Below are 23,069 nucleotides of genomic sequence, written 5' to 3'. Positions count from 1 at the left end.
GTGCGGGTTGCCACTCATGAAATGGTTAGTAAATTAATTTGAAGGACTGAGTCATGCGTTTTGCGTTGTTGGAAGGTGATCGCGTTGAAGCAAGCCCAAAACTCCGCGCTACTTGCCCAGGGTGCGGAGCTGAAGTTATTGCTAAATGTGGTAAGCATGTTTCATGGCATTGGTCACATTTATCTCGTGAACTCTGCGACCCATGGTGGGAGACTGAAAGCGAGTGGCATCGGAATTGGAAAAATCGATTTCCTATCACATGGCAAGAGGTTCGTTGTCAAAATACCAGAACTGGTGAGTGGCATATAGCTGATGTAAAAACCCCTTCAGGCTTAGTTATTGAATTTCAGCGCTCAAGCATACATCCTGATGAAATACAGTTACGAGAAGACTTTCATAGATCACTGATTTGGATTGTAGATGGTTGTAAAAACGATTTTGATCGATTCAACTTTTCGAATATGCTCAGTCGACCAAACGAAGACGGCATTGCTCATTTCAACTGGTTCGGAAGAAGTACGCTTTTTAAGCGATGGCACACGACTAAACCTGTTTTTATAGATTTCGGACCTGAACATGGTTTTTGGCGAGTTTTACGCTTCGATCTAAGCTCCAAGCGCGGGATGGCAGGGATTGTCAATATCGATAGTTTTGTTCAATTAGCTTGCTCGGGAACAACTGATTTTAGCTCAGTTGGTGGGCCTGCAACGGAATGAGTTTGAATACTATGAGATTGAAATAGTTTAGATAATTGTCGTAGAGTTTAAAAGCCACTCAGAAATGTCCGCAATTGGCCGAAAGCGAATAATAAAGTCAGAACTGAATTTAAATAGTGGAAGTTAAAGTTTTTATCTTTAGAAGTATGATGTTGCCATTTTACAAACCAAAGGAGAGTCATATGAAAAAGTATAACGTTAAACCAATCGCACTGGGCATTATGGCCATTGCTTTCAGCGCTTCTGTATATGCTTCCAATTTTTACCGCGCGTATTGTGATACGGAAGATAAGTATTTGGGACAGTGGTCAAATGATGAAACAGTAGCCAATAATTCCGCTAATCATCATCTACGTAATAACTCTAACCATTCAGTAAGCATTAAAACCAAATAAGTTGCAGTACCTTAGGCAGACAGAGGTGCTAGGGCGGACGGTCTAGATAGTTTTGTTTTTTATTAGACCGTCCCTTGGAAATATGTAGGTGCTTTTTTTTGTGTTTAATGGTATCGGCTTAGCAGCGTCTACATTTGAAATGTTTCTGATAAGTTTTCGTTAATCCAATAAAACAAAAAGGGACTGTAATGGGAAATCAACAAGAAAGCGTTTATATTGAAAATGAAATAAAGAAACGAGTGAACTCCTGGTATCTATTTCTAAATCAAATCTTTGGAATTATCGGATTTAGTTTGGGATTAGGATGTTTGGGAACATCCTCACCAGCTTTTTATGCTTGTATTTCCATTATATTCATTACATCACTATATATTCCAGGATATCTAAAAAGAAAACAGTTTATTAAGTTTTTGCGGGAAAATAACCACCCTGAATTCAAAATGATAAAGATTTTCAAACAGGGACTCCCGTTTTTTATCGGCTATCTGTTTCTATTTTTGGTAGCGTTTGGAGTACTTGAGTCAGATACAAGTTTTAGCAGTATCCTGGAGTTGTTTATCAAAAGTGAATAATAAAGTCAGTGTCTGAGTAAACGGTTAATCTATGAAGGAGAGTATTGTATGCCGACTATCTATGTAGACGATCTTCGAGAAGCATTAATTGAAGCTAACAGAAGATTTGATGAGTATCAACAAGGAGGCTTCCCCCAGCATTTTGAAGCTGGTGAAGTCGAAATCATGAACAACATCGTTAATACTCGCTGGGACTACGGTGCTCCGGGAATTTGGCAAGCAGGTTACGATGTAATTAGAGCTGCTTCTGACCTGTGGCGCGAAATGCATCCGAACAGTGGCGTGATATTACCTCCGCAGGAGAAACAATACCTCGGCTGGCAGGTCAATTTCCAATTCAGAACTGATAACCGATTGTTTAACTATCATGTGTCGGTGCCGGAGCCAGATTGATTTGTGCTGGGTGCCGAGCTTGTTGGCAAGCTAGAATCAATGCTTAACACGCCAAAGTCTTCTTGCTCAAAACGCGCTAAACCCTAACCTTGGGACATCACAGGTATAGATTTATCAACGAAAATTACGGAATATTTGATAGTATATATCGTTAGGAATAACAGGAATATCGATTTTAATTCAAAACATGAAACGTTGTAGGTGTGGCGTGAATACTTTAATTGAAACGAAAATTCTGTACTTTTTTGAGCATTCTACGTGGTAAATAGAGATGGGGCTAGCACGCGATAGACTTGATGAATTAGTTCGAAAAGAGTGGCATAAAAACTTTCGACGTTACTCGATATATGTTGCGATCAGTGCACTACTAATTATGATTACAGTGGCAAGTTCAACTGGTGTAAGCAGAGTTATCCAAGTACCTGTTAAACACCTTTATAGCGAGGCAACAGAAAATGAAGAGCGATTCTATATCCTTATTGATGTAAACTCTCTGACAACCAAAAGAATAAGAGTGCCGCGAGCTACTGTTGTAAAGATTGGAGATAAAGTTAGTGTAGTCGAGAAAACAACTAATTTTTTTGGTATGAAGAAATATACATTCCAAAAGGTGTTGCGGTAAAGAATGCGATGTAAGATCATAGTTCCACGATCAATATAATATAGTGGTGGACTGTTTAAATGGCAACTGTCTGTTTAAATGAGGATTTACTGGATAAGTTTGATGACACTACCGACATTTAAATACCACCCTGATCCGTTAGGAAATGGTTCCATAGAAGAAAGTGATGAAATTTGTGGTTGTTGTGGCAAAGCTCGAGGCTATATTTATTGCCCTGTAATCTATTCCAGACAAAGCGTTCCTCCTGTCTGTCCATGGTTTATTGCTGATGGTAGCGTAGCGGCCAAATATGATGCAGAATTTGTTGATTCTCATCCGTTATACCAAGGCGGTGCTTCGGAAGAAGCAATTGAAGAAGTATCTAAACGGACTCCAGGATATTTTTCTATCCAACAAGAGCAGTGGCTTTGCCATTGTAATGATGCCTGTGAGTATCATGGTGAGGCATCATTAGCAGATTTAAAAGCGGTCAAAGATGATGAGCTAGCAAAGATATTTGAAAGTACCTATCTTGACGAGAATGAATGGCAGAGTTTATTAGCGAACTATTCGCCTGGTTCAGGAGAGTGTCTGAAATTTGTTTGTCGCCACTGTGGCGACATCCGAATAGGATTAGACCTTGACTAGATGTAATCGATAAAGATGACAATATCGTTGCTTCTAGCGACATTGGAGCCGGTAAGCATAGTATTACAAAAGATTTTATGGGATTTAGTTAATGGAATATTCTTTTCACAAATAATCACAACAGAGTTTTAAGGATAAGGTGCTAGATGAACGGATTTAATCTTCTGAAAAAAAATAATCTGACATCCTATTTAAACGCCTTGGCCGAAGCAGAACCCTATGATGATGGAGACTGTGTCTGTCTGGATATTGAAAATGGCAGTGCCGATATCACGCTCATGTATATAAAGCCGATGCTTCTACCTGGCCAAGACGATATCGGCAATTTAATCAAAGCGTTAATCGAATTGGATTACCATGTTGCGTGTCGGGAAAGTTCCAAAAGCTATTATCTGGAAACGGGCTACGAGTTTACGCTTTCCTATGTTGAAATTGAAACCATCGATTCATTAACACTCTATTACGCCGGGATTAACGTCAATACTCTGTGGGGAGCTGAATTTAACAAAGATGAAACCGGTCAATGGCTATTTGGCGGATTATGTTAGTTTGTGTTAATTAAAACTAAAACTAGTATCAAAATAAGGAAGTCATCAAAGTTCCCTGCGAATAGTGTGAATTACCGATAGATATCTCAATAAGATATAGCTGGAAATTAACATCTTGAAAAGCAATCGCATTGTGACATCATAGCGCGATAGTTTTGATTTCTGGCTATTCAAGAGTAGAAAAATACTCATACTCATACTCGCACTCATAATCATTAGCGGATCTAAAAATAACAACCGGGAGACAAGCATGAACGTAGACGAATTTCTAAACCCCAGATCAATGTCCACCCCCGCCGCCAGCGGAGGCATTGTGATCACCATTACTAACGCTCTGGCCTATAATTTTTCACTGCCGGCAATCTGGATTGCGTTAGGGTTTAGCGCAGTGCTTGGCTTGATTGTCATGCGAGCCAAAAAAATTGGTTTGCTTGAAAAGTGCATTCACTATGTCATCAACACATTACTGATATTCTCTTTCGCTGCCGGCGCCAATCAGGGAATTCACTCGGCGACTTCGACGGAAGCCAGTGGCGACTCGAATGTAAAGGTAGCCACAGTCGCAGAGCACAATCGCATGATAAGACAAAGCATTGGCTCTCTGAGTGAAATTCAGGCGGAAATCAGAGCAATTGATGTCAGCGGAGGGGAAGGCTCCAGACAAAGGCTGGAAGCTGTCCAGGCTCGTACTACTGAATTGGCGGGCAAACTTAAATTAATTGAAGAAGAACTTAAGGTGCCTGAACAAATTGTTGTTGTCGGTTCGCGCACAAAGAAGGAATTTTTCTCAAACTGGCTGAATTAACCAAAGGCAGAACTACAAACTTAACGTTTGCCCAAAGCCTCCTTGCACACATTCGCCAGCAACTGAATACTGTCGTAGCGGGTATAATTCGGTCGAATGATAAAAGCTACTCGCCGATGTGGGCCCGGCTCGGCCAGATGAACCGTGCGCAAATTTTTATTTTGCGCGGTTAACTGATCCAATGCCATCTCCGGAATTAAAGTTGTCCCCAGATTTCCCAGCACCATTTGTACCAGTGTATTTAAACTGGTGGCGCCAAAACCATGATTTGCTGTTTGTTCGGGGAGCTTGCAGACATCCAGAATATGCTCCTTTAGGCAATGGCCTTCTTTGAGCAGCATCAGATTTTCATCCACTAACTGCTCGCTGGTAATTTCTTTCTGTCGCTTTTGTTGTTCCGTTCTTAATGCGACCCAGTAAAAATCCTCCTGCCAAAATTCGAGTGTCAGTAAACCATCGCAGGGAAAAGGCAGAGCCAGAATGGCGGCATCAATTTCGCCGCGACGGACCAGATCGACCAGCTGAGCAGACTCTTCTTCTACAATATTCAGTTTGGCTTCGGGATAACGCTGATTTAACTGCGGGAATAGTTTCGGTAAAAGAAACGGCGCAATAGTGGGGATAACGCCGAGCGTTAAAGGATAGGCGAGAGGCGCCTGGTGACTGGCGGCCAGTTGTTCGAGTTCACTTGCCTGCAACACAAGCCGGCGCGCCAGATCCAGTACTTCCTGTCCCAGAGGCGTTACCAGTACCTTCTTATTGTTCCTTTCAAATATCATGATCCCGAGCTGCTTTTCCAGCTCATTTAAACCGGTACTGAGAGCCGACTGACTAATATTGCAGGCATCTGCAGCTTTCTTGAAATGCAGCGTCTTTTCAACTGCCAGCGCATAGCTGAGCTGTTTGAGGGATAACATGATTAGTGACTCTCATCTGTATCAGGGAATTTATCGATGTTCTATATTTTAGAACAATGGAATCTAAACAATCAAATTTACTGATTTATAAGGTTGATCTAAATTAAAGGCTACAGCGTAGGAATTAGAAGTACGCAAGCTAAATCTCGCAAATTTAACTTTTAAAAACGGAGAGAAAAATGTCGACCATAAATATCGGGATCAACCTGCAGGACCGTGAACATATAGCCAATCATTTAAAGCGATTGTTGGCAGATAGCTACACCCTGTATCTGCAGACCCATAATTTTCACTGGAATGTTACCGGCAGTCAGTTTCGTGAACTGCACCTGATGTTTGAAGAGCACTATAACGAGCTGGCGCTGGCAGTAGATGAGATTGCGGAAAGGATCAGAACCCTGGGATTTGCGGCCCCTGGAACATACCGCGCGTTTGTTGAGTTAAGTTCGATTGAAGAAGTTGAAGGCGTACCCGAAGCCGGAAAAATGATCGAAATACTTAATCAGTCTCATGAAACACTGGTTAGAACAAGCCGTGAAGCACTAAAAGCGGCGCAGGCCGCTGATGATGAATCATCGGCAGCATTGATTTCGGATCGCATGCGGGTGCATGAGAAGACCGCCTGGATGCTACGAGCATTGAGGGATTAATTATCTTTTCAGCATTTTTTCTTTCCACGCACTATTTTTACTAAATAAAACCAACTGTCGCCACGGAGGCTGCAATGAAAACCGATAAGCAAGATTCAACCGGTCAATGCCCGTTTATGCACGGTGCAAATACCAGACAAGGTGGTGAAGGCACCAAAAATTCTGACTGGTGGCCTAACCAGCTGAATTTGAAAATTCTTCATCAGAATGACAAAAAAACTTCACCCATGGATGATGGTTTTAATTACGCCGAAGCATTCAGTCAGCTTGATCTTAAAGCGGTTAAACAAAGTATTGAAACCGTGCTAACCGATTCCAAAGACTGGTGGCCGGCAGATTACGGCCACTATGGACCCTTTATGATCCGCATGGCCTGGCATGCCGCAGGAACCTATCGTAGCGCCGATGGAAGAGGCGGTGGCAATACCGGCAATCAGCGCTTTGCACCGCTTAACAGCTGGCCGGATAACGGCAATCTGGACAAGGCAAGACGACTCCTATGGCCGGTAAAGCAAAAGTATGGCAACGCACTATCCTGGGCTGATCTGTTTATTCTGGCCGGCAATGTCGCTATCGAATCGATGGGGTTAAAGACCTTTGGCTTCGGCGGTGGGCGTGAAGATATTTACGAGCCTGAAGAAGATGTTTACTGGGGCAATGAAGCCGAGTGGCTTGGTAATCAACGCTATAGCGGAGAGCGCGAGCTTGAAGCGCCTCTCGCGGCAGTGCAGATGGGCTTGATTTATGTGAACCCGGAAGGGCCGGATGGAAACCCCGATCCGGTGGCATCGGGTAGAGATGTACGTGAGACTTTTGCCAGAATGGGAATGAATGACTATGAAACTGTCGCGTTAACAGCCGGAGGTCACACCTTTGGTAAAGCTCATGGAGCAGGTGATGCGTCGCTGGTTGGAGCCGAGCCGGAAGCGGCACCATTGGAAGCAATGGGGTTTGGCTGGAAAAGCAGTTACGCCAGCGGACATGGTAGTGACACTACTACCAGTGGTATTGAAGGGGCGTGGACACCCAATCCGACGCAATGGGATAACAGTTATTTTGAGGTATTGTTTGGCTATGACTGGGAACTGGTGAAAAGCCCGGCGGGTGCGCATCAGTGGGCAGCGGTCAATCTGGCAGACAAAGACAAGGCTCCTGATGCTTCGGATGAAGCAACCCGGGTGGGACTGATGATGACCACGGCTGATATGTCGATGAAAATGGATCCTGAGTTTAGAAAAATCTCTGAAGGTTTTCATCAGAATCCGGAAGAGTTTGCCGATGCGTTTGCCAGAGCCTGGTTTAAACTGACCCACCGTGACATGGGACCCAAATCAAGATATCTCGGGCCCGAAGTGCCAGAGGAAGATTTGATCTGGCAGGATCCTTTACCTGCGCGTAATTACGAGTTGATTAACCAGGCTGACATCACGCAGTTAAAAGAGAAAATTTTAAGCTCGGGGCTAACTGTTTCTGAACTGGTTTACACTGCCTGGTCATCGGCTTCCAGTTTTCGCGGTTCAGACTTTCGTGGTGGTGCGAACGGCGCACGCATCCGATTGGCGCCGCAAAAAGACTGGCAGGTCAATCAACCCGAGCAGCTGCAAAAGGTGTTGGCGGTGCTGGAAGATATTCAGCAGGCATTTAATTCTGCTCAGTCCGGTAAAGCCGTATCTATGGCCGACCTGATTGTTCTGGGGGGCAACGCTGCTATTGAAAAAGCTTCGGCCGATGCCGGCGTCAAAGTAGAAGTTGTTTTTAACCCGGGACGAGTTGATGCGAGCAGCGAGCAAACCGATGTTGAGTCTTTCGCGGTGTTAGAGCCTGTTGCTGATGGTTTTAGAAATTATCTGCCAAAAGTATTTTCAGTTTCAGCCGAGGAATTGCTATTGGATAAAGCACAACTACTGACGCTGACTGCTCCCGAAATGACTGTTCTTGTGGGAGGTATGCGCGTGCTGAATGCCAACTATCAGAAGGCAAAACAGGGCGTTCTAACTGAAAATCCCGGAGTTCTTAGTAATGACTTTTTTGTTAACCTGACTGATATGAATATTGAATGGAAGCCGACCTCCGACGCGGCTCAGGAATTTGAAGGACGCGACAGAGCCAGTGGTAAAGTTAAATGGACTGCTTCCCGGGTTGATCTGGTTTTCGGTTCCAATTCACAACTGCGTGCATTAACGGAAGTTTACGCGCAAGATGATGCCAAGGAGAAATTTGTCAAAGATTTTGTGAGTGCATGGAACAAGGTAATGAATGCCGATCGTTTTGACCTGAAATAACCGGCGTATTGAAAAGCGTTTAGCATTTGAAATCGGGAGGGCTATTTATGACTCCCGATTTTTTTTCGCTTATTTTCTCGGCAAGAGCAGTGGTCAAGTACAATCGTTATTTTTGTACTGTTTGAAAATAGTATCGATTATTTACAATCTCCACCAGAGTTAAAATTTTGATTAGTTGTAGACTAATTGAACCTCTCTTTCTAACCTGAATAAAGGTTAACGATCGATTAGTTTTTATTGAATAAATCGAGTTATTTTTCTTCCACAATCTAAAGGGACATTAACAATGGCGACTTTAAGTATTGCTCAGCTCGACAGGATTACAAAAATAAATGGCGGAGACACCGGCAATATTGATTTTTATCTTCCTGATAGAATTCCGAGTCCTTTGTGGGCCAAGTGGAATAACCTTAAAGATCGGGCCTGCTGGAACTGGGCGCTTTGTGCAGGTGAAGAAAGTAATGATATGAGCGATTCAAGTCCGCTCAGAATTTATGAACAAAATGCGCCGATTGATCCATTTACCGATATTCCGCGAGCAAACTTTGCGGGAAATTATGTCTCTGAGCCGAATCTTGCTCAATTGTGGAATACCGCTAAACAGCCTCACTCTACCGATCAGGAAAGAATCGCATTTATGCAAGCGATGTCCAGAGTCGCGGCTCGTGCCAACGGTTTGACACCGGTGGCTAATTCTCCCTATAAGATTCATGTTACCGCGCCACGAGATGAGTGGTATCACTGGCAACACTGGGGGCTGTCTATCACCCATAATGGGCGAACGCGTTTTATTCAAACCGAACCCAGGCAGGAAATTAACTGGGGCTTTACACGCTTATGGGAAGCCGATAGGCGTGGACATATTGAAGCAAGTTTCTGTGTGAGCGAAATTCATCAGGCGCACAAAGATGTGATTCTGGAATTTATCAGTATGCCGATGTGTGTTGCCTGCAACAAAGTTAAACCGGCGAATACTACTTTTAATTCGCGTTGGCATGAGTGTCAAAATGATCATAATCATTGCGATACCTGTGGCAGCCGATTACCTCGTATGAGTAGCATGAGTGTTTCAAGAACACGTAAATGTACCTATCAGAATTGTAATACGGGTACCGAGCTGGTTAGTTAGGAGTTGCTTTTCTGACTGATTCTAGAATGACTGATTTTGAAATGACTGATTTTGAAATGATTGAAATCAGGAGGATTGAAATGTTATAAGTTATGAATCAGTCAAGTTAACCTTATTTTAAAATGAAGAAAATAGTTTTTTTGTTGGGCGTAGTTATTGTTGCACTCTATTTTTTTAGTAAAGATGCTAGTCGAAATGAGTCGGATAGTGACTCAAACGCCAGGGAAAAGTTTGTCACCACATCAACAGAGTTCATTACTGCCGAGCAGGAAGAGCTAATGAAAGTTGAAAAGGGAAATGGCGAGCAAGAAGATATTAATAACAAAGACGATGTAATAAAAATTAAGCCGCTGTTAAATATCGATGCAGATAAAACTGAAAAAAGTTTGGCAAATGACGCTATTGATTGCTCCACTGAAGTAAGCTTTCAGCAAGGTAGCGAGTGCATACAGTCTGAATTAGACCGGTCTGATTTAAACCGGTCTGACTTAAACCAGTTCGATTTAAACCGGTCGGCTCTGGATGAGCAGGAGAGTGATGCCGACGAAGAAAAATCTTATGAGGACTATGTGGGTAAAATGATCGATATCCCTGCTGGTGAGTTTATGATGGGCTGCAATGACTGTTATCCAAATCAGGCGCCAGCACATCAAGTTAGTATTGATGCTTTTAAACTGGGCGAAAAAGAAATTACCGTTGCGCAGTTTTCTTTATATGCAGAAGAGACCGGGTTTGAGTCAGAAAACTGTCGAATCCATTTTTCTAATCAACATGGTAATCCAACGAATGCCAGTTGGCGTCACCCCTATTTTAATCAAGGCAGGCAGCAGCCGGTTGTTTGTGTGAGTTATTTCGACGTTATTCAATATATTCAGTGGCTAAATGACAAGACCGGAAAGTCATTTCGACTACCGAGTGAGGCGGAATGGGAATATGCAGCGCGTAGAGGAGACGGTGATGCTTTTGAGCAAGAAGCATACAGTGGGAGTCACCTCGATATCTATAACCTTGCTAATTGTAGAGATTGTGGAAGCCGATGGGAGTATTCACAGACAGCACCGGTGGGATCTTTTCCGGCGAACAAGCTGGGTATTTACGACATGCATGGGAATGCTTCTGAATGGGTGCAGGATTGTTATCAGGAAAATTATCTAAATGCGCCGACAGATGGTGGAGCTGTCCAACAAGGGAACTGTCCGACCAGAGTTGTGCGTGGCGGCTCGTGGTATGAATTGATGATAGCCTCTACTGCTACCATTCGTATAATTAAAAAAGCGGCTTCGAGAAATAATGGTATAGGGTTCAGACTGGCGTTAAATGAATAACCTTCAATCATTGAGTCTTACGTTAAGTAGGTGAGAGCTAACAATGATTTAAAAAGGTTTGAATCAAGGCCTTAAAAAGAGACATCTAGCTGAAAAAAAGCCCACTTGACTTCTCAAAGGCGTGAAAATTCATTTTACTTTGGTGCAATTGAAACCTGAGCTAACTTACCGTGAGCTGCTGATATTTGATGATATCGAATCATGACAGGTTAATACTCGATTATTAAATATACTGTAATAACTCATACTTGAACTGACACTTTAGAAATAAGAGTTTGATTTAATCGTACAATTAACGTTTCGGCTTGCGGCCAGAAGCGGAAGTTCAACGCTTGTTTAAATTGTGAGGCGTGTTTTTCGCCGAATCCATTTCTAATCATTGTTATATGCTTAATCGTACTGGTCTAGAGATGAAATAGAGACATCGAAAAACCCATCCTTCCCCTCTCTTTCTTGTAGTCTTAAAACCACGACCATTTTCTCTTCAGGTTCTACTCCAACTTCATAAGCAATCGGAAAATCTTCTAAGTCTTTAAATATGGTAATGTACCTTATTTTAATGGGTTCCTTCATCCATCCGAAATGATTTTCTGATTCGGTAACACAGTTAGAGCTAGAACACATCTTAACAAAGTTGATGACGGCACGGGCTTTATCACTTTCGACGGAGTAATTCACAGAAACACCATCAACATCCCTATATTTCTTACTCACATATCGTGTCTTTTCAGCACAGGCGGAAAGCAAGCTGAAAGTTAGAAATATTGTTAAGGCTTTGATCATATTTTCGTGCGTTTTATCGGACACCCCGTTATAAGCTATTATCCTACATCAACTACCCGCAATTTCCTACATAACACTCGGAAATTCTGGAATTGTAAAACAAGCCCTAAACTTTAGACTACCTATCAGGTACTTACTTCTCAAGGAAGAGAAACCGACTATGCCTATTCCCAGAAAATACTTGGTTGATAACGAATCTGCTGGCTTTTATCACTGTATTTCTCGATGCGTTAGACGAGCTTACTTATGTGGTGAAGATTCTGAGACAGGTCAAAATTACAACCACCGCAAAGCCTGGCTTGAAAAGCGTATGCTGGAGCTTGCCGATATCTTTGCCGTATCCCTCTATTCCTATGCGGTGATGGATAATCATTACCATCTTGTTCTAAAGCTAGATCCCAAAGCACCGATACTTTGGTCTGATGAACAAATTGCCGAGCGATGGCTATTGGCCTACCCTGGTCGCCTGGATAAACCTGAAAACGCTGAATTAAGAGAACTCAGAAAACAGGCTATCATTGCTGATAAAGTCAAACTTGAAAAATATAGAAAAAGACTGGGAAAACTATCTTGGTTTATGTCGCGATTAAATGAACCGTTAGCCAAGCAAAGCAACCAGGAAGATTGCGTAAAGGGAAGATTCTGGGAATCTCGCTATCAATCCATCCCTCTACTTGATGAAACTTCAGTATTGGCCTGCATGGCGTATGTCGACCTCAACCCAATTCGATCAGGACTCACCCAGGAGCTAGAAGCATCGCTTTATACTTCAATTAAAATTCGAATTGATAAACTGAAAAGCTCAACTATCCAAATGAACGAATCGCTAGTTCCTGTGAACCACTCAAAAGACGAATCTCTCTATTCGTTTAACTTGAATGACTATCTGGTTTTGGTAGATTGGACCGGTCGAGCAATTGTTCATCCTAACAAAGCTTCAATTCCACCAAATATCAGTTCAATCTTTCATCGATTGAATCTTCAAAAAGGTAACTGGCTTGATCAAATCCAGCGACTTTGTCATGGACAACCGACGATGATGGGTTCAATCGATAAACTTAAAGAAAAAGCCAAGGCCATTAAGAAACGTTGGGTTAAGGGAATTGGGCAGGCTAGATTGCTCTATCAATCCTGAATCATTTTCAAATCACACTTTCGAATCGAATAAAGCGGTTTGGCAGAATTTTATACGTCTGCCTACTGAAGTTCGCCCTAAATCAGATTGAATTTCGAATTACTATTTGTCTCCTTTTACTTTATTAGCCAGGATTACGTAATCTATAAATAGATTGATAAAATGTTACCTTTTAGTTATATCAGGGTGTCTTGTTTTATTTTCTTGTTTTATTTTCCTGCACGATTAAGCTCCATTACAAATATTTCGACTTTAGATACATACTGCTGTAATTCATTGTCTGGAAGTAGTTTTAATTCTTCAAGTAAATTCAGAATATATTCGCCATCAAAATTCTTTTCTTCTGAACGGAAATATCCTTCTACCGCTGAATAAACAACAGGAATCACTTCTTTGCCTTTGTCAGTAATCAAGGGATTTCGAATATTTGGCTGCCCTTGGCGAATTAGTTCAATCCATTTTTCAACTAGTTCACTCAATCCTCTTTTCTTGAATGATTCGATTTGACCAGCCTTGAATCCATTATTTGCTTTCATGTAGCAAGGCGCACACAAACCTTTGCACCTAATTTTTGTCGTCTCTAATATGCTTGCTTTACAAGAGTCGCAATTTGTTCTGTCTTGGGTCATAAGGGAATTCTAATCATAACGCATGGCTCTGCGGCCCGAAATAGTTGGCGGCTTTTGCGCCGCGAAGCGGAAATGCGCAAAAGGTGCCAACTGTTTTGGGTCCGTAGCAGCCACTTGTTAGGCTTATGATTAATATTCGAACAAACTTCCGAAATTTTCACCATTGTCCCCCCACACCTCTACACTTTCAGCTTTCTTAATACTATCGTTTAGTTTTTTAATAACTAAGTCGCCATTTAGTGACAATAGACCGGATATTTTTTGCTTCTTAATAGGGAGACCTTCGAGCATTTCAGTCATGTCTTGTTCCCCTTCATTTGCTCTCTTAACGATTTCGGATTCTGTTTCACAAAAAATAGCATCTCTCCATGCAGGTAAGAACACAATCAACTCAAAAAAATCTTTAAGGGAGTTTGCGATAATTCCAGATTCACCTTCTGAGCTCAGATATAAAACGGGTAGTTGACAAATATCACCTTGACCAACAACACCAAATAAACCTCCTCCTGCATCGGACCCAAATACGCGTACTTCTTGATGACATTTTAAATTCCATCGGTCAAGTAATGTACTGATACTTTCAATCTTAAAGTCAAAATACCGATCTAGATCTCGTACAAGCGCTTTATCTTTATTAATTTGATCTAATATCATATATCTCTCACTCGATGCCTAACAGATTATTATCTTCACTAAATCACGATAATACGAAAACCTCTAAGATACCTAAAGTGCTTTTTATATTAAAAACAGCCGGTTAAACGATAAAGATAAAGTAAAGTCTTGTTATTATCATGATTTACTGACGATAAATACTCATCTCAAAAGAAGAACTTCCTTTAAAATCAAATAGATAATTGAGTTTTGAAGCGTAGTAAGAACATTATCACTAGGAAAATCCTGGTTACTTCTAAAGAAGAAATCTCTGATATTACGGTTTACATGAATTTCCGCTTTAAGATAGCAGCTGGAAGAAGAATTATCAGACTATATCTAACCCTCAAACTCTATTATGTGAGATTGAGTTAAGACTAATCCGAATAAGCAATTTGTTAAATTCCAATCCGCTTGTTTTCAAACGCTTGGCTGCCAAATCGCTTTCTCTCCAGCAAGTTTTATCAACTTGACGGGCGCTATCCACACATGGGTCAATATCAATATGACAATAAGTTGTATCGCTTGTTGTTTGCCGGCAATTATTATAGAGTTTGTTTTATTGTATGCAATAACATGATGTGTGTGTATTGTTATTGCATTCATCTTTAAACAAACGCTCCAGTAAAAATGAAAATGCAAAAGAAAAAAACTATCTGGGCCTGTGCTGTAGTCGTTCTTATGTTGTTGGTCTTTAATATTCTGAAATACGAACAACAAACTCATGCGCTGAGTAGTGATTCGGTCGACCATCAGATGAACGCACAAGTGTTTCGGCTGACTAAAGTTGAAAGTGGGAATGTACAGACACCTGATTCACAGCGACCACTTTTTGAGCGGGTCAGTGAGTGTCGTGTTGAATACAAAGCATTTACAAAAGCAGAGAAAGACTGGGTAAAGGAGCTACCGGATTATATCCAGAAGCTGGAAAAATCGGTCGGCTTGCGAGCAACCCATAGAGCAGTTATAGCCAGCATTGGCAAATATCAAGCCGTTAGTCTGATTGGCAGCATATCCAATAGAAGAATTCGTGAAAGCTACAAGCAGGTGGACCATTCCTCGACAAAAAAACTTCTGGCTGAAAATTATGGATTGAAGGCGATTGTTGATCATCAGATCAACTGGTCTATAGTTTCTGACAGTATGCTGGTGAATATTGCCGAGTTCAGGCCGGAAGATATTCGAGGTTTATTAAATGCCAAACGCTATGATGCGCCATTTAGTCGAATATTGGGTAGAGTGGTTGACCTGTCGAGAGACTTTAAAGGGGTCGGAAGTAGTTACCGCAATGCCAATAATCTCCTCGAAAAAATTGCACTGGACAATCAACCGGAATTGCTCTCCTTGTATTTCAGCTTTGGTGGAAATATCAATGAAAGCCCCCTCAAAATTAATGCGTTGGAAAAGCTGATTAGTTTTTATAGTAGAGATGAGTTGGCTGCTTACTCTGAAGTGATTGAGATATTAGTAGAACAAGGTCTGTCGGTGCGATATCGAATAACTGAAGATGGCTATCTTGCGCTCGGACAGTTCTTTGAAGAGTTTACTCGACTGGTCATTGCGGACATTCACTTGTATGAATCTTTAGGTGTTCTTTTTCAACCAGCTGAAACGCTTGAGGCTATTCAACAGGATGTCGAGATTAGTGAAATTATTGAGCAACTGTCAGAAAACAGAAAAACATTTTTAACTCGTCAGTTACAGGGAAAGTCGCTGGATTATTATTCTCAATGCGAAGAGCAGTTTGCACAAGCAAAGGACATTATTTTCGATGAAGTAAAAAGTGACAGGGTTAAAAAGCTGACTGAAGAATTTTCTGGTGATTGGGAAAGTCTGACTCAAAAGCTATTCGAGCTCGAACCCGGACTCACTGACTGTAGCCCTGACCGAATTGACACTCAAAAATATGACGAAGCTGAACCGGAAGCGAGTGAAAAAATAATAAATGAACCAACACAAAACGAACCAAAACAAAGCAAACCAAGATATGAAGCAGTTAATCAGATTACCAGAGTCTATTGGCAAGCGGGAATACAGGCCGCTATTGCTGAAGCAGTTAAACTAAATCTGACCGAGAGAGAAAAACAGTTTTTGTTTGATAACCTGACCGGGATTAAACCTGAGTACGCACACTTTCTTGCTGAGAGTGGGTTGCTCCCGTCGCATTTTTCCGTGTTTCGATTGAGAAGTATGAGCCCTGAACATGTTAGTGTCCTGTCCAATCTTGGTAACCAACTCGATACGCCATCAGTTAATGGACGCAGTCTGTTAGAGGCGGCGGTTACTGCATGTAATATAGCGCTGGTAAGCTGGCTGGCAGAACAAAAGTACACTTATCAATTTAGTAATATTCGATCTGATGCTTTAGCACTCGGGCTAAGAGAGGACTGTTTTAACAAGCGTTCGAAAAGACTTAATCTGGTTGGCGCAATTATGTTATTCGAACCCACCATTAAAGAATATCATCGTCAGCGTATGGCAGAAGTCAGGCTTAAGGATTACGAGTTATACAAGCAGCTTGTTAGTCGATTTCCACAACTGACTATTAGTAATCGACAGATGCCCAGTGGCTACGTTTGCGACAGAGTTGTGTTTTGACAGGGGAACCTGGTTCAGGCACTAAGTTCGTTTTGACGTTAAACTATGAACCGATAAATAAGTAAAGCTGGCGGCGCCGATAGTACTTAATATCACCATGCCCATGTTTTCCGAATTGATGTAAACCCTGCCCAGAAAATAGCAGGTCATCGCAATATGGAAATACCAGGGGATACGTTCGATCCAATGTTGTAAGCGGTTAAAAAACGGATTCGCTCTCAAAATTAAGACTCCCGTCACGCGGCAAACGAAGCCAAACGTTCGCTAATTGGAAGTTGATTTGATATTGAATAGCCTGCTTTAACTAGTGGGCTCTCCTGAAAATTAGCACTATCACATACCGAAAGTGAATTGCTTGGAAGTTTTAATTCTCCACAACATGCACAAGCTTGCACTTTTAATCGTCCTTTTTGAAAGGTTGTCCATTGATGATTAGTGTTCATATCATTTTCCTTTGAGAGTTGGTCGTCTAACGATGGAGTGTATTATTGCTGCAACAGCGCAAAAGTAAAACGGGACAAGTGATCGTTGTTGTGTGAGTTATTTCTCAAAGTCATGTGGGATATCGGGAGGCTATTCACTTCAAATTTCAGTTATCTACATGATTTTAAATCAGTTTCTTTCAATAGGTGAGATGAGAGGCAGCGCTGGAGTCGGGCTCCGCAGGTTCGGAGCGAATGATTCGGTACCAGTATAGGGTATCGCAATGATTAGGCGGAATTTTCATGGAATGAAGAGAGCAGAATGCCATAAGCGATTTGCTTATGGCATTGCTGATATCTCTTAATTTGGGTTAGTTGCTAAGGGGCACAACAGCCGCAAACAGACATACGTCCGGGGACTGTGGTTCTCCATTGTCCGTTCCATTTACCTAACGCACTGGAAGCGTTTTTACAGGTTGATGGGCATTTTGTCTGAGCATCGCTATTACTCATGATTGGACCAGCCTGTACATCCAGGCACTGGTTCAGACCGGCAGCAATATCATCAAAAATATGGCTGAGTGAACCTGAAGTAGTGTTCTTGTTTTTGTTTTGGCTTTCTCCGGTATAGTTGTGACAACCGAAGCAGTTAGATATAAAGTTTTTGGAATGAATATCAACATCCTGAAAAGTCGTTTCTGCCACTGTATTTGCCAGACGTAATGAGCCTCTCTGGTTACTGATATCTGAGCTGAGCGCAATATTACTTACCCATAGGTCACCGACATTAAAGTAGTTCTTCAACACTGCCAGATCACCTTTAAGATTGTCTCTGACATGTTGATTCAGGCTGGTGACATCACCCAGATTTTCTTCTGCATTTGGATCGCTGGCAGCTGTACCATAAGGATATTCCCGGCAGATTTCGGTTGGGGTACCGGTAATCTGCGAAGCCGATTGCTTGTCGGCCTGATTAAACTGACACTGAACTATCGCCAGTGAGTCCCCCTTTATCAGCGCATCGGTACATTGCGGGCTTGCAAATAACCAACCGGTGCTTTGACCCGGTTTCGCACAGTCCGGAGAATTATTGTTATGTTCGTAAGTTGCCCACACAAATTCAGGGTGATCCGTGGTCGCTATCGCCAGATGCATTCCTACTAATCCCAGTAACACATCTTTCTGCGTACCAACATTAGCAGTCATATTAATATAATTGCTGGCTTCAGCAGAAGTAATCACCCGCCATGCAGTTTTTATTTCAGTTGTTCCAGTTGGAAAGTTAGTGAGTTGATTGATGCTGGAAACGTCGCACATATTGCGGCTGAATCGCACATCATAATAAACGACGTTTCCATTTTGATCGTAAATGGTAGCTCCGTCTCCCGCCTGATTGATACTTTCCGGGATGGTGGTCGACTTTTGCAAACTAACTCTGAATCGTTGTGCGGCCGGTTTAGTGTCACACGAATTGGCCGGTGTACCATCGGTGTTGAATTCCAGAATCGGGTAATTGTTTTCATTTTGAAAATTTCGCTGACTGCTGTCGGTGGGGTCGGTTGACATTAAATATAAAAATGCCTGCCAGGAAAATTGATAAAAATCACAAAAATCTGAAGTGCCGTCCGGATTACTTTTTTTAACTTCAACCGGCATGGTAACACTTCCGTTAAACCAGCCTGGATCAGCTTTACAGTCATAAGCTTTCGATTTATATGACTTGGCATTGATGGAGAAGCTCGTTAATCCAAGTAAAATAATGAGCGCGCTCAGTCGAAAAAATAAGTTGAATGTCATGAATGTTTCCTTTTCTCGTTTGCAAAAAATTATCGCCTGTGGGGTGATTCGAAATGATTGATTCACGTTTAAAAGGTGACGACGATTGGCCTGTTAGAATTATTTTTCAAGCAGTATAGGAAACAAGTTGAAGAAAAAGTATTATCATTTCGAGATAAAAATGAACAAGTTATATCAATAGGGCCAGGCAGTATAAATAACGAGTAATCTGCAATCGGTGGAGCGAGTCAATGACCTGGGGTAAACAAGCATCGCTATTAAATGAATATTGCTATTAAATGAACTCCCTTTCAAGCTTCAACTCAAACTCCAAATAAAACAACTTATCGATTGCAGGTTATAAATGGTGTTCAAGATCTGGATTTGTGTTTGAATTCAGGTTCATTATCATAGGTTCATAAAGACACCTTTAGCTGGCTAATTTTTCTCTGAAAGTATTTCTCCGTTTATTACATTAAAAGTGTAATTGACGCAGTCTACTGTCGTTAAAGTAAAAAGGTTATCCCAGCTGATTCGGGTGTTAATTCCAGCGGCGTCGGGGCACTCTTCATGAGAGTCGGCACGCCAAAAATAGTGACTGACGGTGGCCTTTACTTTGGAAGGATCTTTGACCAGCTCTGCAGTCGAATAGCTTTTTATCAGCTTTCCATTTTTATAAAATGCCAGAGCAAGATGATCTGGAGAGGGTGTATGGCCCTGATTCCATGGACCCATGACAATCAGGTTTTCACCATTGTTTGATATAAAAGTTTGAAAAGAATAATTATTTTCCAGTCGCCATAATTCCTTAAAGCTGCCATCTGGCATGAGTTTAATCGCGACGCCAAAAGCTGGTTTCGTTCCCGTTTCGGTGAATTGAAGCGGTATCATTTTGAACAGCATGCGTCCATTTTCCGAAGTCGTCACGTAGGGAAAGGGGCGAGCTGGTGAGTCTGCCAGCGCAGCGAAAACAGGACTGAAAAGGGTTAAGAATATTGTTAGCAAACGAGTCACGGGCTACTCACAATTGTGCGATTTTCAAGTTCGGCTTCAAGATCATCTGACAGGCCACTCACCTGCAGAGGGTCGAGTATCACTCGGTAATGATTATTATGGAGGGCCGTTATATAAAAAGCCAGTGAGAGATTTTTATTGTCTAATTAAATTGGCGGGTGAGGCGTTATACTGGACAGGCTGAACCAAGGAGGTTGCTATGCCTAAGTATATGATTGAAAGAGATCTCGAAGGTGCCGGAGATATAGCGGCATCAGAACTAGCCTTGATTGCTCGCAAATCCTGTGATGTATTGCGTGATCTGGGGCCTGAAATCCAATGGGTAGAGTCATTTGTTACCCCGAACAAAATTTATTGTGTATATATTTCACCAAATGAAACTCTAATTCGAAAACATGCAGAGATGGGAGAATTTCCGGTGAGTAAAGTTAGTGAAGTCAAAACCATGATCGACCCTACAACGTCAGAAGCAGCCTAGTTCGAAACGTTAGTAGTCGACAATTTTTACCTTAATACATACTGTTATCTAAATACATACTGTTATCTTAATACACAATGTCCTTGGCCGACCAAGTGTTGGCCATTATTTTGTCTGTTTGCTAATGGTTTTATTTAATTGAAGTCAGGAATTAGCAATAGCTTGTCGTTTCATTACGCAAGTCAACGGATTCTACTTTCATTTCTTTGCCTGCAGTAATGATAAAATCAAAATAGGTTACCGAATTACATCGCATACAGTAGCCAATGCTGGAAAGCAGACATTTGTCTTCTGCCATAGACTGGATAAATCCCTTCAAATAGTGAGGCAAGATTCCGCGATTACAGCCTCCACAACGAGCATCAAATCCCTTAAATACGGTCTTATTTTGAAATTGATAGGGAAGGTAGCAAGCGAGTTGCCTGGAAGCGTCCCATTCAGCTTGTCTAAAATCTTCTACTACTTGTGACATAAGGGCTCTCCGAACTTCAGTATCTCAAAATCAATATATTGCTGAATGAGATAAAAAACAAGCTTTATTAATCTCAAGTTATTAACAGAGAATTTTTTAGAATGTTACCGCTTGAAAACCTGATTTTAATTGACACAGTTGAAACAACAAAAAGGAAGCTGAAAAACGAATAGCCACACCAGACAAACTCCAGGTGATCTGGTTTGTTTTTCTATCTGGCCTTTAGTCCGAGTCTGTCTTGTGCTGACGATCGGGCCTCGCCAGCTTTAATCTCTCGGCTCAATAATAATTTTAATATTGTCTAAAAAATTAAATTAAATCTCAAAATGAAATCGCGTCTCCAGTTTTTCTGACTAGACTCAAAATTGACTCTTTAACTTTCGGCATTAGGTTTAGTTCGAGTTAACTGGATAAAAAACGAAGTCTTACATGGAAGCTATAGCAGGATTCGAACCTTTGGTAACACTGGAACCTGGTTACTTATTCATTTTACTTTGAAAATAAGCAAACAATTTTGCTGCGGGCAGGCTTTGCCTGTTAACAATTAACCGATGTTATTTTTTTGGGATATTAGATGGCTACACAGATTACTTTAGACGATTTAATCGGTGCTTTGGCAGGCTCAGTTATTGAAGCGCAAGATCGAATTGACCAGCATCAGATTGCGAAAATTGGTCAATATTTCGACCAGGAAAGCAATCGGCCAAAAATGGTGAATATTAAATTGCCGGATGTTTCTCATGAAGCCGGCGAATATGATGAGCTTGATATTAGCTTGCCTTTGTTATCTCTGGTTGGGAATAACTTCCTGGATATTAAAGAAATGGAAGTAGAGTTTGAGGTTGACCTGACAAATTTAGGAGCGACAGAAGCAACGAAAAAGCCGGTTAGAACATCGAGTTTTACCCCGGCAGGTGATTGGCATGAGATGAACAAAGCTGATGCGATTGGTGTTGACTTTGATTCTGCTTCACAAAATAAGATGGCCAGGCTTTCTGTAAAAGTAGAGGCTAAAGAGCCCACCGAGGGAATGTCGAGGTTGATGCAGTTATTGAATAAATTAATTTAGATTGCTTGATTAACTAACAACACGTAAGGAGAAAGCTGATGTCTGAAATTGCAGATCAGTTCAAAGGGTTGCCCATGGGTGACCTTATCGGAGGGCCATTGCAAGCCGCTTGTGACGCACAAGTCAACCTGGCAAATGCAACGGCTGCTTTTATTCAAAAGGTCGGCTTTATGCCAAATATCGGTAGCGACGGAAAAGTCGATCCGAGTAATCCATGGGGTGATATTAGAACTGCGGCTTTCAAGTTTGAGCGGCCTAAAGAAAACGCTCAGCCGGACGAAAACGGTGATGTAGCGACTGAGACTGTAGAACTTGAAGTACCATTGCTGGCTGTAGTCAAGGTGCCAAACTTAAGCATTGAAGATGTCAATATTACTTTTGATATGGAAGTAAAGTCTTCTTCCAGTGTGAAAAGCTCTACTGCAGCAGAGGCTTCTTTAAGCGCCGATATTTCATATGGCTTTGGTCCCTTCTCAGCCAAAGTCAATATCAGTGGCTCTGTGTCATCATCAAAGGAAAGCGCCCGCTCTACAGATACATCCGCTAAGTATCATGTTGATGTGAAAGCAAGAGACAATGGTATGCCGGAAGGTTTGGCGAGAGTCATGGATATGATGAATTCATCAATCGCGCCTAAGCGAATTACCGCACCGGCTTCTTAATTTTGAGGCCCATAAAGAGCTGAGTGGCCGGGATTTCCTGTCTGCTTGGTTCTTTTGTATTGGTGATCAGGTATAGAGATTAAAATAAAAAGTGAAGAATAAAATATGTTTGATTTAACCGACGTAGGCTATGTAAAAAGAATTGTTGTGGGAAATAATGATCCTGAAAAAATGAAATCTGAAGCTGAAGTCGTTAAGGCTAATCAGCTTCTCAATCGATGTCTGTCCGAGGCCCCGAAAGGAAAAATAATCGGTCAGGAAAAAAACTTTAATATTTTAAATATTGGTGAGCACCAGGTCGTTTTGCAAAGCATCGTCTATCACATTGGTTTTGCGAGAAAGCCAATGTGGCTGGCAGATGAATAATGTGGCAAACGAACTACCATTAGGTCGAGT

The 23,069-nt window shown here is 41.7% G+C and carries 26 protein-coding genes; 18 read left to right on the top strand and 8 right to left on the bottom strand.

Annotated features, from left to right (window positions below):
• Positions 1 to 53 precede the first annotated feature (53 nt).
• The 8 genes from IYN84_RS18350 to IYN84_RS18315 all read left to right on the top strand — a co-directional run bounded on the left by IYN84_RS18350 (position 54) and on the right by IYN84_RS18315 (position 4,678).
• The gene (locus IYN84_RS18350; RefSeq protein ID WP_196140728.1) at positions 54 to 716 is read left to right on the top strand and encodes a competence protein CoiA; all 663 of its coding nucleotides are present in this window, start codon (positions 54 to 56) and stop codon (positions 714 to 716) included.
• 182 nt (positions 717 to 898) lie between these two features.
• Positions 899 to 1,111, top strand: coding sequence for a hypothetical protein (locus IYN84_RS18345; RefSeq protein WP_196140727.1), 213 nt, complete (start codon positions 899 to 901; stop codon positions 1,109 to 1,111).
• A 188-nt stretch (positions 1,112 to 1,299) separates the two neighbouring features.
• The gene (locus IYN84_RS18340) at positions 1,300 to 1,683 is read left to right on the top strand and encodes a hypothetical protein (protein WP_196140726.1); all 384 of its coding nucleotides are present in this window, start codon (positions 1,300 to 1,302) and stop codon (positions 1,681 to 1,683) included.
• Positions 1,684 to 1,731: 48 nt separating this feature from the next.
• On the top strand, positions 1,732 to 2,076 hold the full coding sequence (locus tag IYN84_RS18335) for a hypothetical protein (RefSeq protein ID WP_196140725.1): 345 nt from the start codon (positions 1,732 to 1,734) through the stop codon (positions 2,074 to 2,076).
• 271 nt (positions 2,077 to 2,347) lie between these two features.
• On the top strand, positions 2,348 to 2,698 hold the full coding sequence (locus IYN84_RS18330) for a hypothetical protein (protein ID WP_196140724.1): 351 nt from the start codon (positions 2,348 to 2,350) through the stop codon (positions 2,696 to 2,698).
• 102 nt (positions 2,699 to 2,800) lie between these two features.
• Complete coding sequence (locus IYN84_RS18325) at positions 2,801 to 3,325, top strand: CbrC family protein (RefSeq protein ID WP_196140723.1); 525 nt, start codon at positions 2,801 to 2,803, stop codon at positions 3,323 to 3,325.
• A 146-nt stretch (positions 3,326 to 3,471) separates the two neighbouring features.
• Positions 3,472 to 3,873 carry a hypothetical protein gene (locus IYN84_RS18320; RefSeq protein WP_196140722.1) on the top strand — a complete coding sequence of 134 codons (402 nt, stop codon included), beginning with the start codon at positions 3,472 to 3,474 and terminating at the stop codon, positions 3,871 to 3,873.
• Between the two features lie 250 nt (positions 3,874 to 4,123).
• On the top strand, positions 4,124 to 4,678 hold the full coding sequence (locus IYN84_RS18315; protein WP_196140721.1) for a hypothetical protein: 555 nt from the start codon (positions 4,124 to 4,126) through the stop codon (positions 4,676 to 4,678).
• 20 nt (positions 4,679 to 4,698) lie between these two features.
• Here IYN84_RS18315 and IYN84_RS18310 read toward each other — a convergent pair whose 3' ends face one another.
• Positions 4,699 to 5,595: a hydrogen peroxide-inducible genes activator gene (locus IYN84_RS18310; RefSeq protein WP_196140720.1), complete on the bottom strand. Its 897-nt coding sequence runs from the start codon at positions 5,593 to 5,595 to the stop codon at positions 4,699 to 4,701.
• A 179-nt stretch (positions 5,596 to 5,774) separates the two neighbouring features.
• Between IYN84_RS18310 and IYN84_RS18305 the strand changes: the two genes are divergently transcribed.
• The 4 genes from IYN84_RS18305 to IYN84_RS18290 all read left to right on the top strand — a co-directional run bounded on the left by IYN84_RS18305 (position 5,775) and on the right by IYN84_RS18290 (position 10,981).
• Positions 5,775 to 6,245, top strand: a complete 471-nt coding sequence (locus IYN84_RS18305; protein WP_196140719.1) for a Dps family protein — start codon at positions 5,775 to 5,777, stop codon at positions 6,243 to 6,245.
• Positions 6,246 to 6,319: 74 nt separating this feature from the next.
• A complete protein-coding gene (gene katG, locus IYN84_RS18300) occupies positions 6,320 to 8,527 on the top strand; it encodes a catalase/peroxidase HPI (protein WP_196140718.1) in 2,208 nt (735 codons plus the stop codon).
• Between the two features lie 286 nt (positions 8,528 to 8,813).
• Positions 8,814 to 9,656: a hypothetical protein gene (locus tag IYN84_RS18295; protein WP_196140717.1), complete on the top strand. Its 843-nt coding sequence runs from the start codon at positions 8,814 to 8,816 to the stop codon at positions 9,654 to 9,656.
• A gap of 122 nt (positions 9,657 to 9,778) precedes the next feature.
• A complete protein-coding gene (locus tag IYN84_RS18290) occupies positions 9,779 to 10,981 on the top strand; it encodes a formylglycine-generating enzyme family protein (RefSeq protein WP_196140716.1) in 1,203 nt (400 codons plus the stop codon).
• Positions 10,982 to 11,371: 390 nt separating this feature from the next.
• Here IYN84_RS18290 and IYN84_RS18285 read toward each other — a convergent pair whose 3' ends face one another.
• On the bottom strand, positions 11,372 to 11,764 hold the full coding sequence (locus IYN84_RS18285) for a hypothetical protein (RefSeq protein WP_210330698.1): 393 nt from the start codon (positions 11,762 to 11,764) through the stop codon (positions 11,372 to 11,374).
• A 160-nt stretch (positions 11,765 to 11,924) separates the two neighbouring features.
• Here IYN84_RS18285 and IYN84_RS18280 point away from each other — a divergent pair, with 160 nt between their 5' ends.
• Positions 11,925 to 12,899 (top strand): transposase, encoded by a 975-nt coding sequence (locus tag IYN84_RS18280; RefSeq protein ID WP_196140714.1) that lies wholly within the window; start codon positions 11,925 to 11,927, stop codon positions 12,897 to 12,899.
• A 209-nt stretch (positions 12,900 to 13,108) separates the two neighbouring features.
• On the opposite strand, the gene IYN84_RS18275 is transcribed toward IYN84_RS18280, so the two are convergent.
• Both IYN84_RS18275 and IYN84_RS18270 read right to left on the bottom strand, forming a co-directional pair.
• Positions 13,109 to 13,435 carry a hypothetical protein gene (locus tag IYN84_RS18275; protein WP_196140713.1) on the bottom strand — a complete coding sequence of 109 codons (327 nt, stop codon included), beginning with the start codon at positions 13,433 to 13,435 and terminating at the stop codon, positions 13,109 to 13,111.
• A gap of 222 nt (positions 13,436 to 13,657) precedes the next feature.
• A complete protein-coding gene (locus IYN84_RS18270) occupies positions 13,658 to 14,182 on the bottom strand; it encodes a hypothetical protein (protein ID WP_196140712.1) in 525 nt (174 codons plus the stop codon).
• Between the two features lie 636 nt (positions 14,183 to 14,818).
• Between IYN84_RS18270 and IYN84_RS18265 the strand changes: the two genes are divergently transcribed.
• Positions 14,819 to 16,780 carry a hypothetical protein gene (locus IYN84_RS18265; RefSeq protein WP_196140711.1) on the top strand — a complete coding sequence of 654 codons (1,962 nt, stop codon included), beginning with the start codon at positions 14,819 to 14,821 and terminating at the stop codon, positions 16,778 to 16,780.
• A gap of 236 nt (positions 16,781 to 17,016) precedes the next feature.
• On the opposite strand, the gene IYN84_RS18260 is transcribed toward IYN84_RS18265, so the two are convergent.
• The 3 genes from IYN84_RS18260 to IYN84_RS18250 all read right to left on the bottom strand — a co-directional run bounded on the left by IYN84_RS18260 (position 17,017) and on the right by IYN84_RS18250 (position 19,992).
• A complete protein-coding gene (locus tag IYN84_RS18260; RefSeq protein WP_196140710.1) occupies positions 17,017 to 17,223 on the bottom strand; it encodes a hypothetical protein in 207 nt (68 codons plus the stop codon).
• A gap of 357 nt (positions 17,224 to 17,580) precedes the next feature.
• Complete coding sequence (locus IYN84_RS21020; RefSeq protein WP_210330696.1) at positions 17,581 to 18,999, bottom strand: mannan-binding lectin; 1,419 nt, start codon at positions 18,997 to 18,999, stop codon at positions 17,581 to 17,583.
• A gap of 417 nt (positions 19,000 to 19,416) precedes the next feature.
• Complete coding sequence (locus tag IYN84_RS18250) at positions 19,417 to 19,992, bottom strand: hypothetical protein (protein ID WP_196140709.1); 576 nt, start codon at positions 19,990 to 19,992, stop codon at positions 19,417 to 19,419.
• A 199-nt stretch (positions 19,993 to 20,191) separates the two neighbouring features.
• On the opposite strand from IYN84_RS18250, the gene IYN84_RS18245 reads away from it, so the two are divergent.
• A complete protein-coding gene (locus IYN84_RS18245) occupies positions 20,192 to 20,470 on the top strand; it encodes a DUF4242 domain-containing protein (RefSeq protein ID WP_196140708.1) in 279 nt (92 codons plus the stop codon).
• 151 nt (positions 20,471 to 20,621) lie between these two features.
• On the opposite strand, the gene IYN84_RS18240 is transcribed toward IYN84_RS18245, so the two are convergent.
• Entirely contained in the window at positions 20,622 to 20,942 is a 321-nt protein-coding gene (locus tag IYN84_RS18240; protein WP_196140707.1) for a hypothetical protein, read from the bottom strand.
• Positions 20,943 to 21,516: 574 nt separating this feature from the next.
• Here IYN84_RS18240 and IYN84_RS18235 point away from each other — a divergent pair.
• The 3 genes from IYN84_RS18235 to IYN84_RS18225 all read left to right on the top strand — a co-directional run bounded on the left by IYN84_RS18235 (position 21,517) and on the right by IYN84_RS18225 (position 23,039).
• Positions 21,517 to 22,011 carry a DUF2589 domain-containing protein gene (locus IYN84_RS18235; protein ID WP_196140706.1) on the top strand — a complete coding sequence of 165 codons (495 nt, stop codon included), beginning with the start codon at positions 21,517 to 21,519 and terminating at the stop codon, positions 22,009 to 22,011.
• Between the two features lie 38 nt (positions 22,012 to 22,049).
• Positions 22,050 to 22,673 carry a DUF2589 domain-containing protein gene (locus IYN84_RS18230; RefSeq protein WP_196140705.1) on the top strand — a complete coding sequence of 208 codons (624 nt, stop codon included), beginning with the start codon at positions 22,050 to 22,052 and terminating at the stop codon, positions 22,671 to 22,673.
• Positions 22,674 to 22,778: 105 nt separating this feature from the next.
• Entirely contained in the window at positions 22,779 to 23,039 is a 261-nt protein-coding gene (locus tag IYN84_RS18225) for a hypothetical protein (RefSeq protein WP_196140704.1), read from the top strand.
• The last annotated feature ends 30 nt before the right edge of the window (positions 23,040 to 23,069 follow it).

This window comes from Aliikangiella sp. G2MR2-5 (assembly GCF_015687155.1).
Taxonomy (GTDB): domain Bacteria; phylum Pseudomonadota; class Gammaproteobacteria; order Enterobacterales; family Kangiellaceae; genus Aliikangiella.
Note: the sequence above shows the minus strand (reverse complement) of the source record. Positions and strands in the feature narration are given on the sequence as shown.

Coding starts and splice junctions, on each gene's coding strand:
- IYN84_RS18230 (WP_196140705.1), top strand. CDS start 22,050: ATGTCTGAAATTGCAGATCAGTTCAAAGGGTTGCCCATGGGTGACCTT.
- katG (WP_196140718.1), top strand. CDS start 6,320: ATGAAAACCGATAAGCAAGATTCAACCGGTCAATGCCCGTTTATGCAC.
- IYN84_RS18320 (WP_196140722.1), top strand. CDS start 3,472: ATGAACGGATTTAATCTTCTGAAAAAAAATAATCTGACATCCTATTTA.
- IYN84_RS18240 (WP_196140707.1), bottom strand. CDS start 20,942: ATGTCACAAGTAGTAGAAGATTTTAGACAAGCTGAATGGGACGCTTCC.
- IYN84_RS18295 (WP_196140717.1), top strand. CDS start 8,814: ATGGCGACTTTAAGTATTGCTCAGCTCGACAGGATTACAAAAATAAAT.
- IYN84_RS18260 (WP_196140710.1), bottom strand. CDS start 17,223: ATGAACACTAATCATCAATGGACAACCTTTCAAAAAGGACGATTAAAA.
- IYN84_RS18275 (WP_196140713.1), bottom strand. CDS start 13,435: ATGAAAGCAAATAATGGATTCAAGGCTGGTCAAATCGAATCATTCAAG.
- IYN84_RS18340 (WP_196140726.1), top strand. CDS start 1,300: ATGGGAAATCAACAAGAAAGCGTTTATATTGAAAATGAAATAAAGAAA.
- IYN84_RS18290 (WP_196140716.1), top strand. CDS start 9,779: ATGAAGAAAATAGTTTTTTTGTTGGGCGTAGTTATTGTTGCACTCTAT.
- IYN84_RS18285 (WP_210330698.1), bottom strand. CDS start 11,764: ATGATCAAAGCCTTAACAATATTTCTAACTTTCAGCTTGCTTTCCGCC.
- IYN84_RS18270 (WP_196140712.1), bottom strand. CDS start 14,182: ATGATATTAGATCAAATTAATAAAGATAAAGCGCTTGTACGAGATCTA.
- IYN84_RS18305 (WP_196140719.1), top strand. CDS start 5,775: ATGTCGACCATAAATATCGGGATCAACCTGCAGGACCGTGAACATATA.
- IYN84_RS18310 (WP_196140720.1), bottom strand. CDS start 5,595: ATGTTATCCCTCAAACAGCTCAGCTATGCGCTGGCAGTTGAAAAGACG.
- IYN84_RS18325 (WP_196140723.1), top strand. CDS start 2,801: ATGACACTACCGACATTTAAATACCACCCTGATCCGTTAGGAAATGGT.
- IYN84_RS18280 (WP_196140714.1), top strand. CDS start 11,925: ATGCCTATTCCCAGAAAATACTTGGTTGATAACGAATCTGCTGGCTTT.
- IYN84_RS18335 (WP_196140725.1), top strand. CDS start 1,732: ATGCCGACTATCTATGTAGACGATCTTCGAGAAGCATTAATTGAAGCT.
- IYN84_RS21020 (WP_210330696.1), bottom strand. CDS start 18,999: ATGACATTCAACTTATTTTTTCGACTGAGCGCGCTCATTATTTTACTT.
- IYN84_RS18345 (WP_196140727.1), top strand. CDS start 899: ATGAAAAAGTATAACGTTAAACCAATCGCACTGGGCATTATGGCCATT.
- IYN84_RS18225 (WP_196140704.1), top strand. CDS start 22,779: ATGTTTGATTTAACCGACGTAGGCTATGTAAAAAGAATTGTTGTGGGA.
- IYN84_RS18350 (WP_196140728.1), top strand. CDS start 54: ATGCGTTTTGCGTTGTTGGAAGGTGATCGCGTTGAAGCAAGCCCAAAA.
- IYN84_RS18235 (WP_196140706.1), top strand. CDS start 21,517: ATGGCTACACAGATTACTTTAGACGATTTAATCGGTGCTTTGGCAGGC.
- IYN84_RS18245 (WP_196140708.1), top strand. CDS start 20,192: ATGCCTAAGTATATGATTGAAAGAGATCTCGAAGGTGCCGGAGATATA.
- IYN84_RS18315 (WP_196140721.1), top strand. CDS start 4,124: ATGAACGTAGACGAATTTCTAAACCCCAGATCAATGTCCACCCCCGCC.
- IYN84_RS18330 (WP_196140724.1), top strand. CDS start 2,348: ATGGGGCTAGCACGCGATAGACTTGATGAATTAGTTCGAAAAGAGTGG.
- IYN84_RS18265 (WP_196140711.1), top strand. CDS start 14,819: ATGCAAAAGAAAAAAACTATCTGGGCCTGTGCTGTAGTCGTTCTTATG.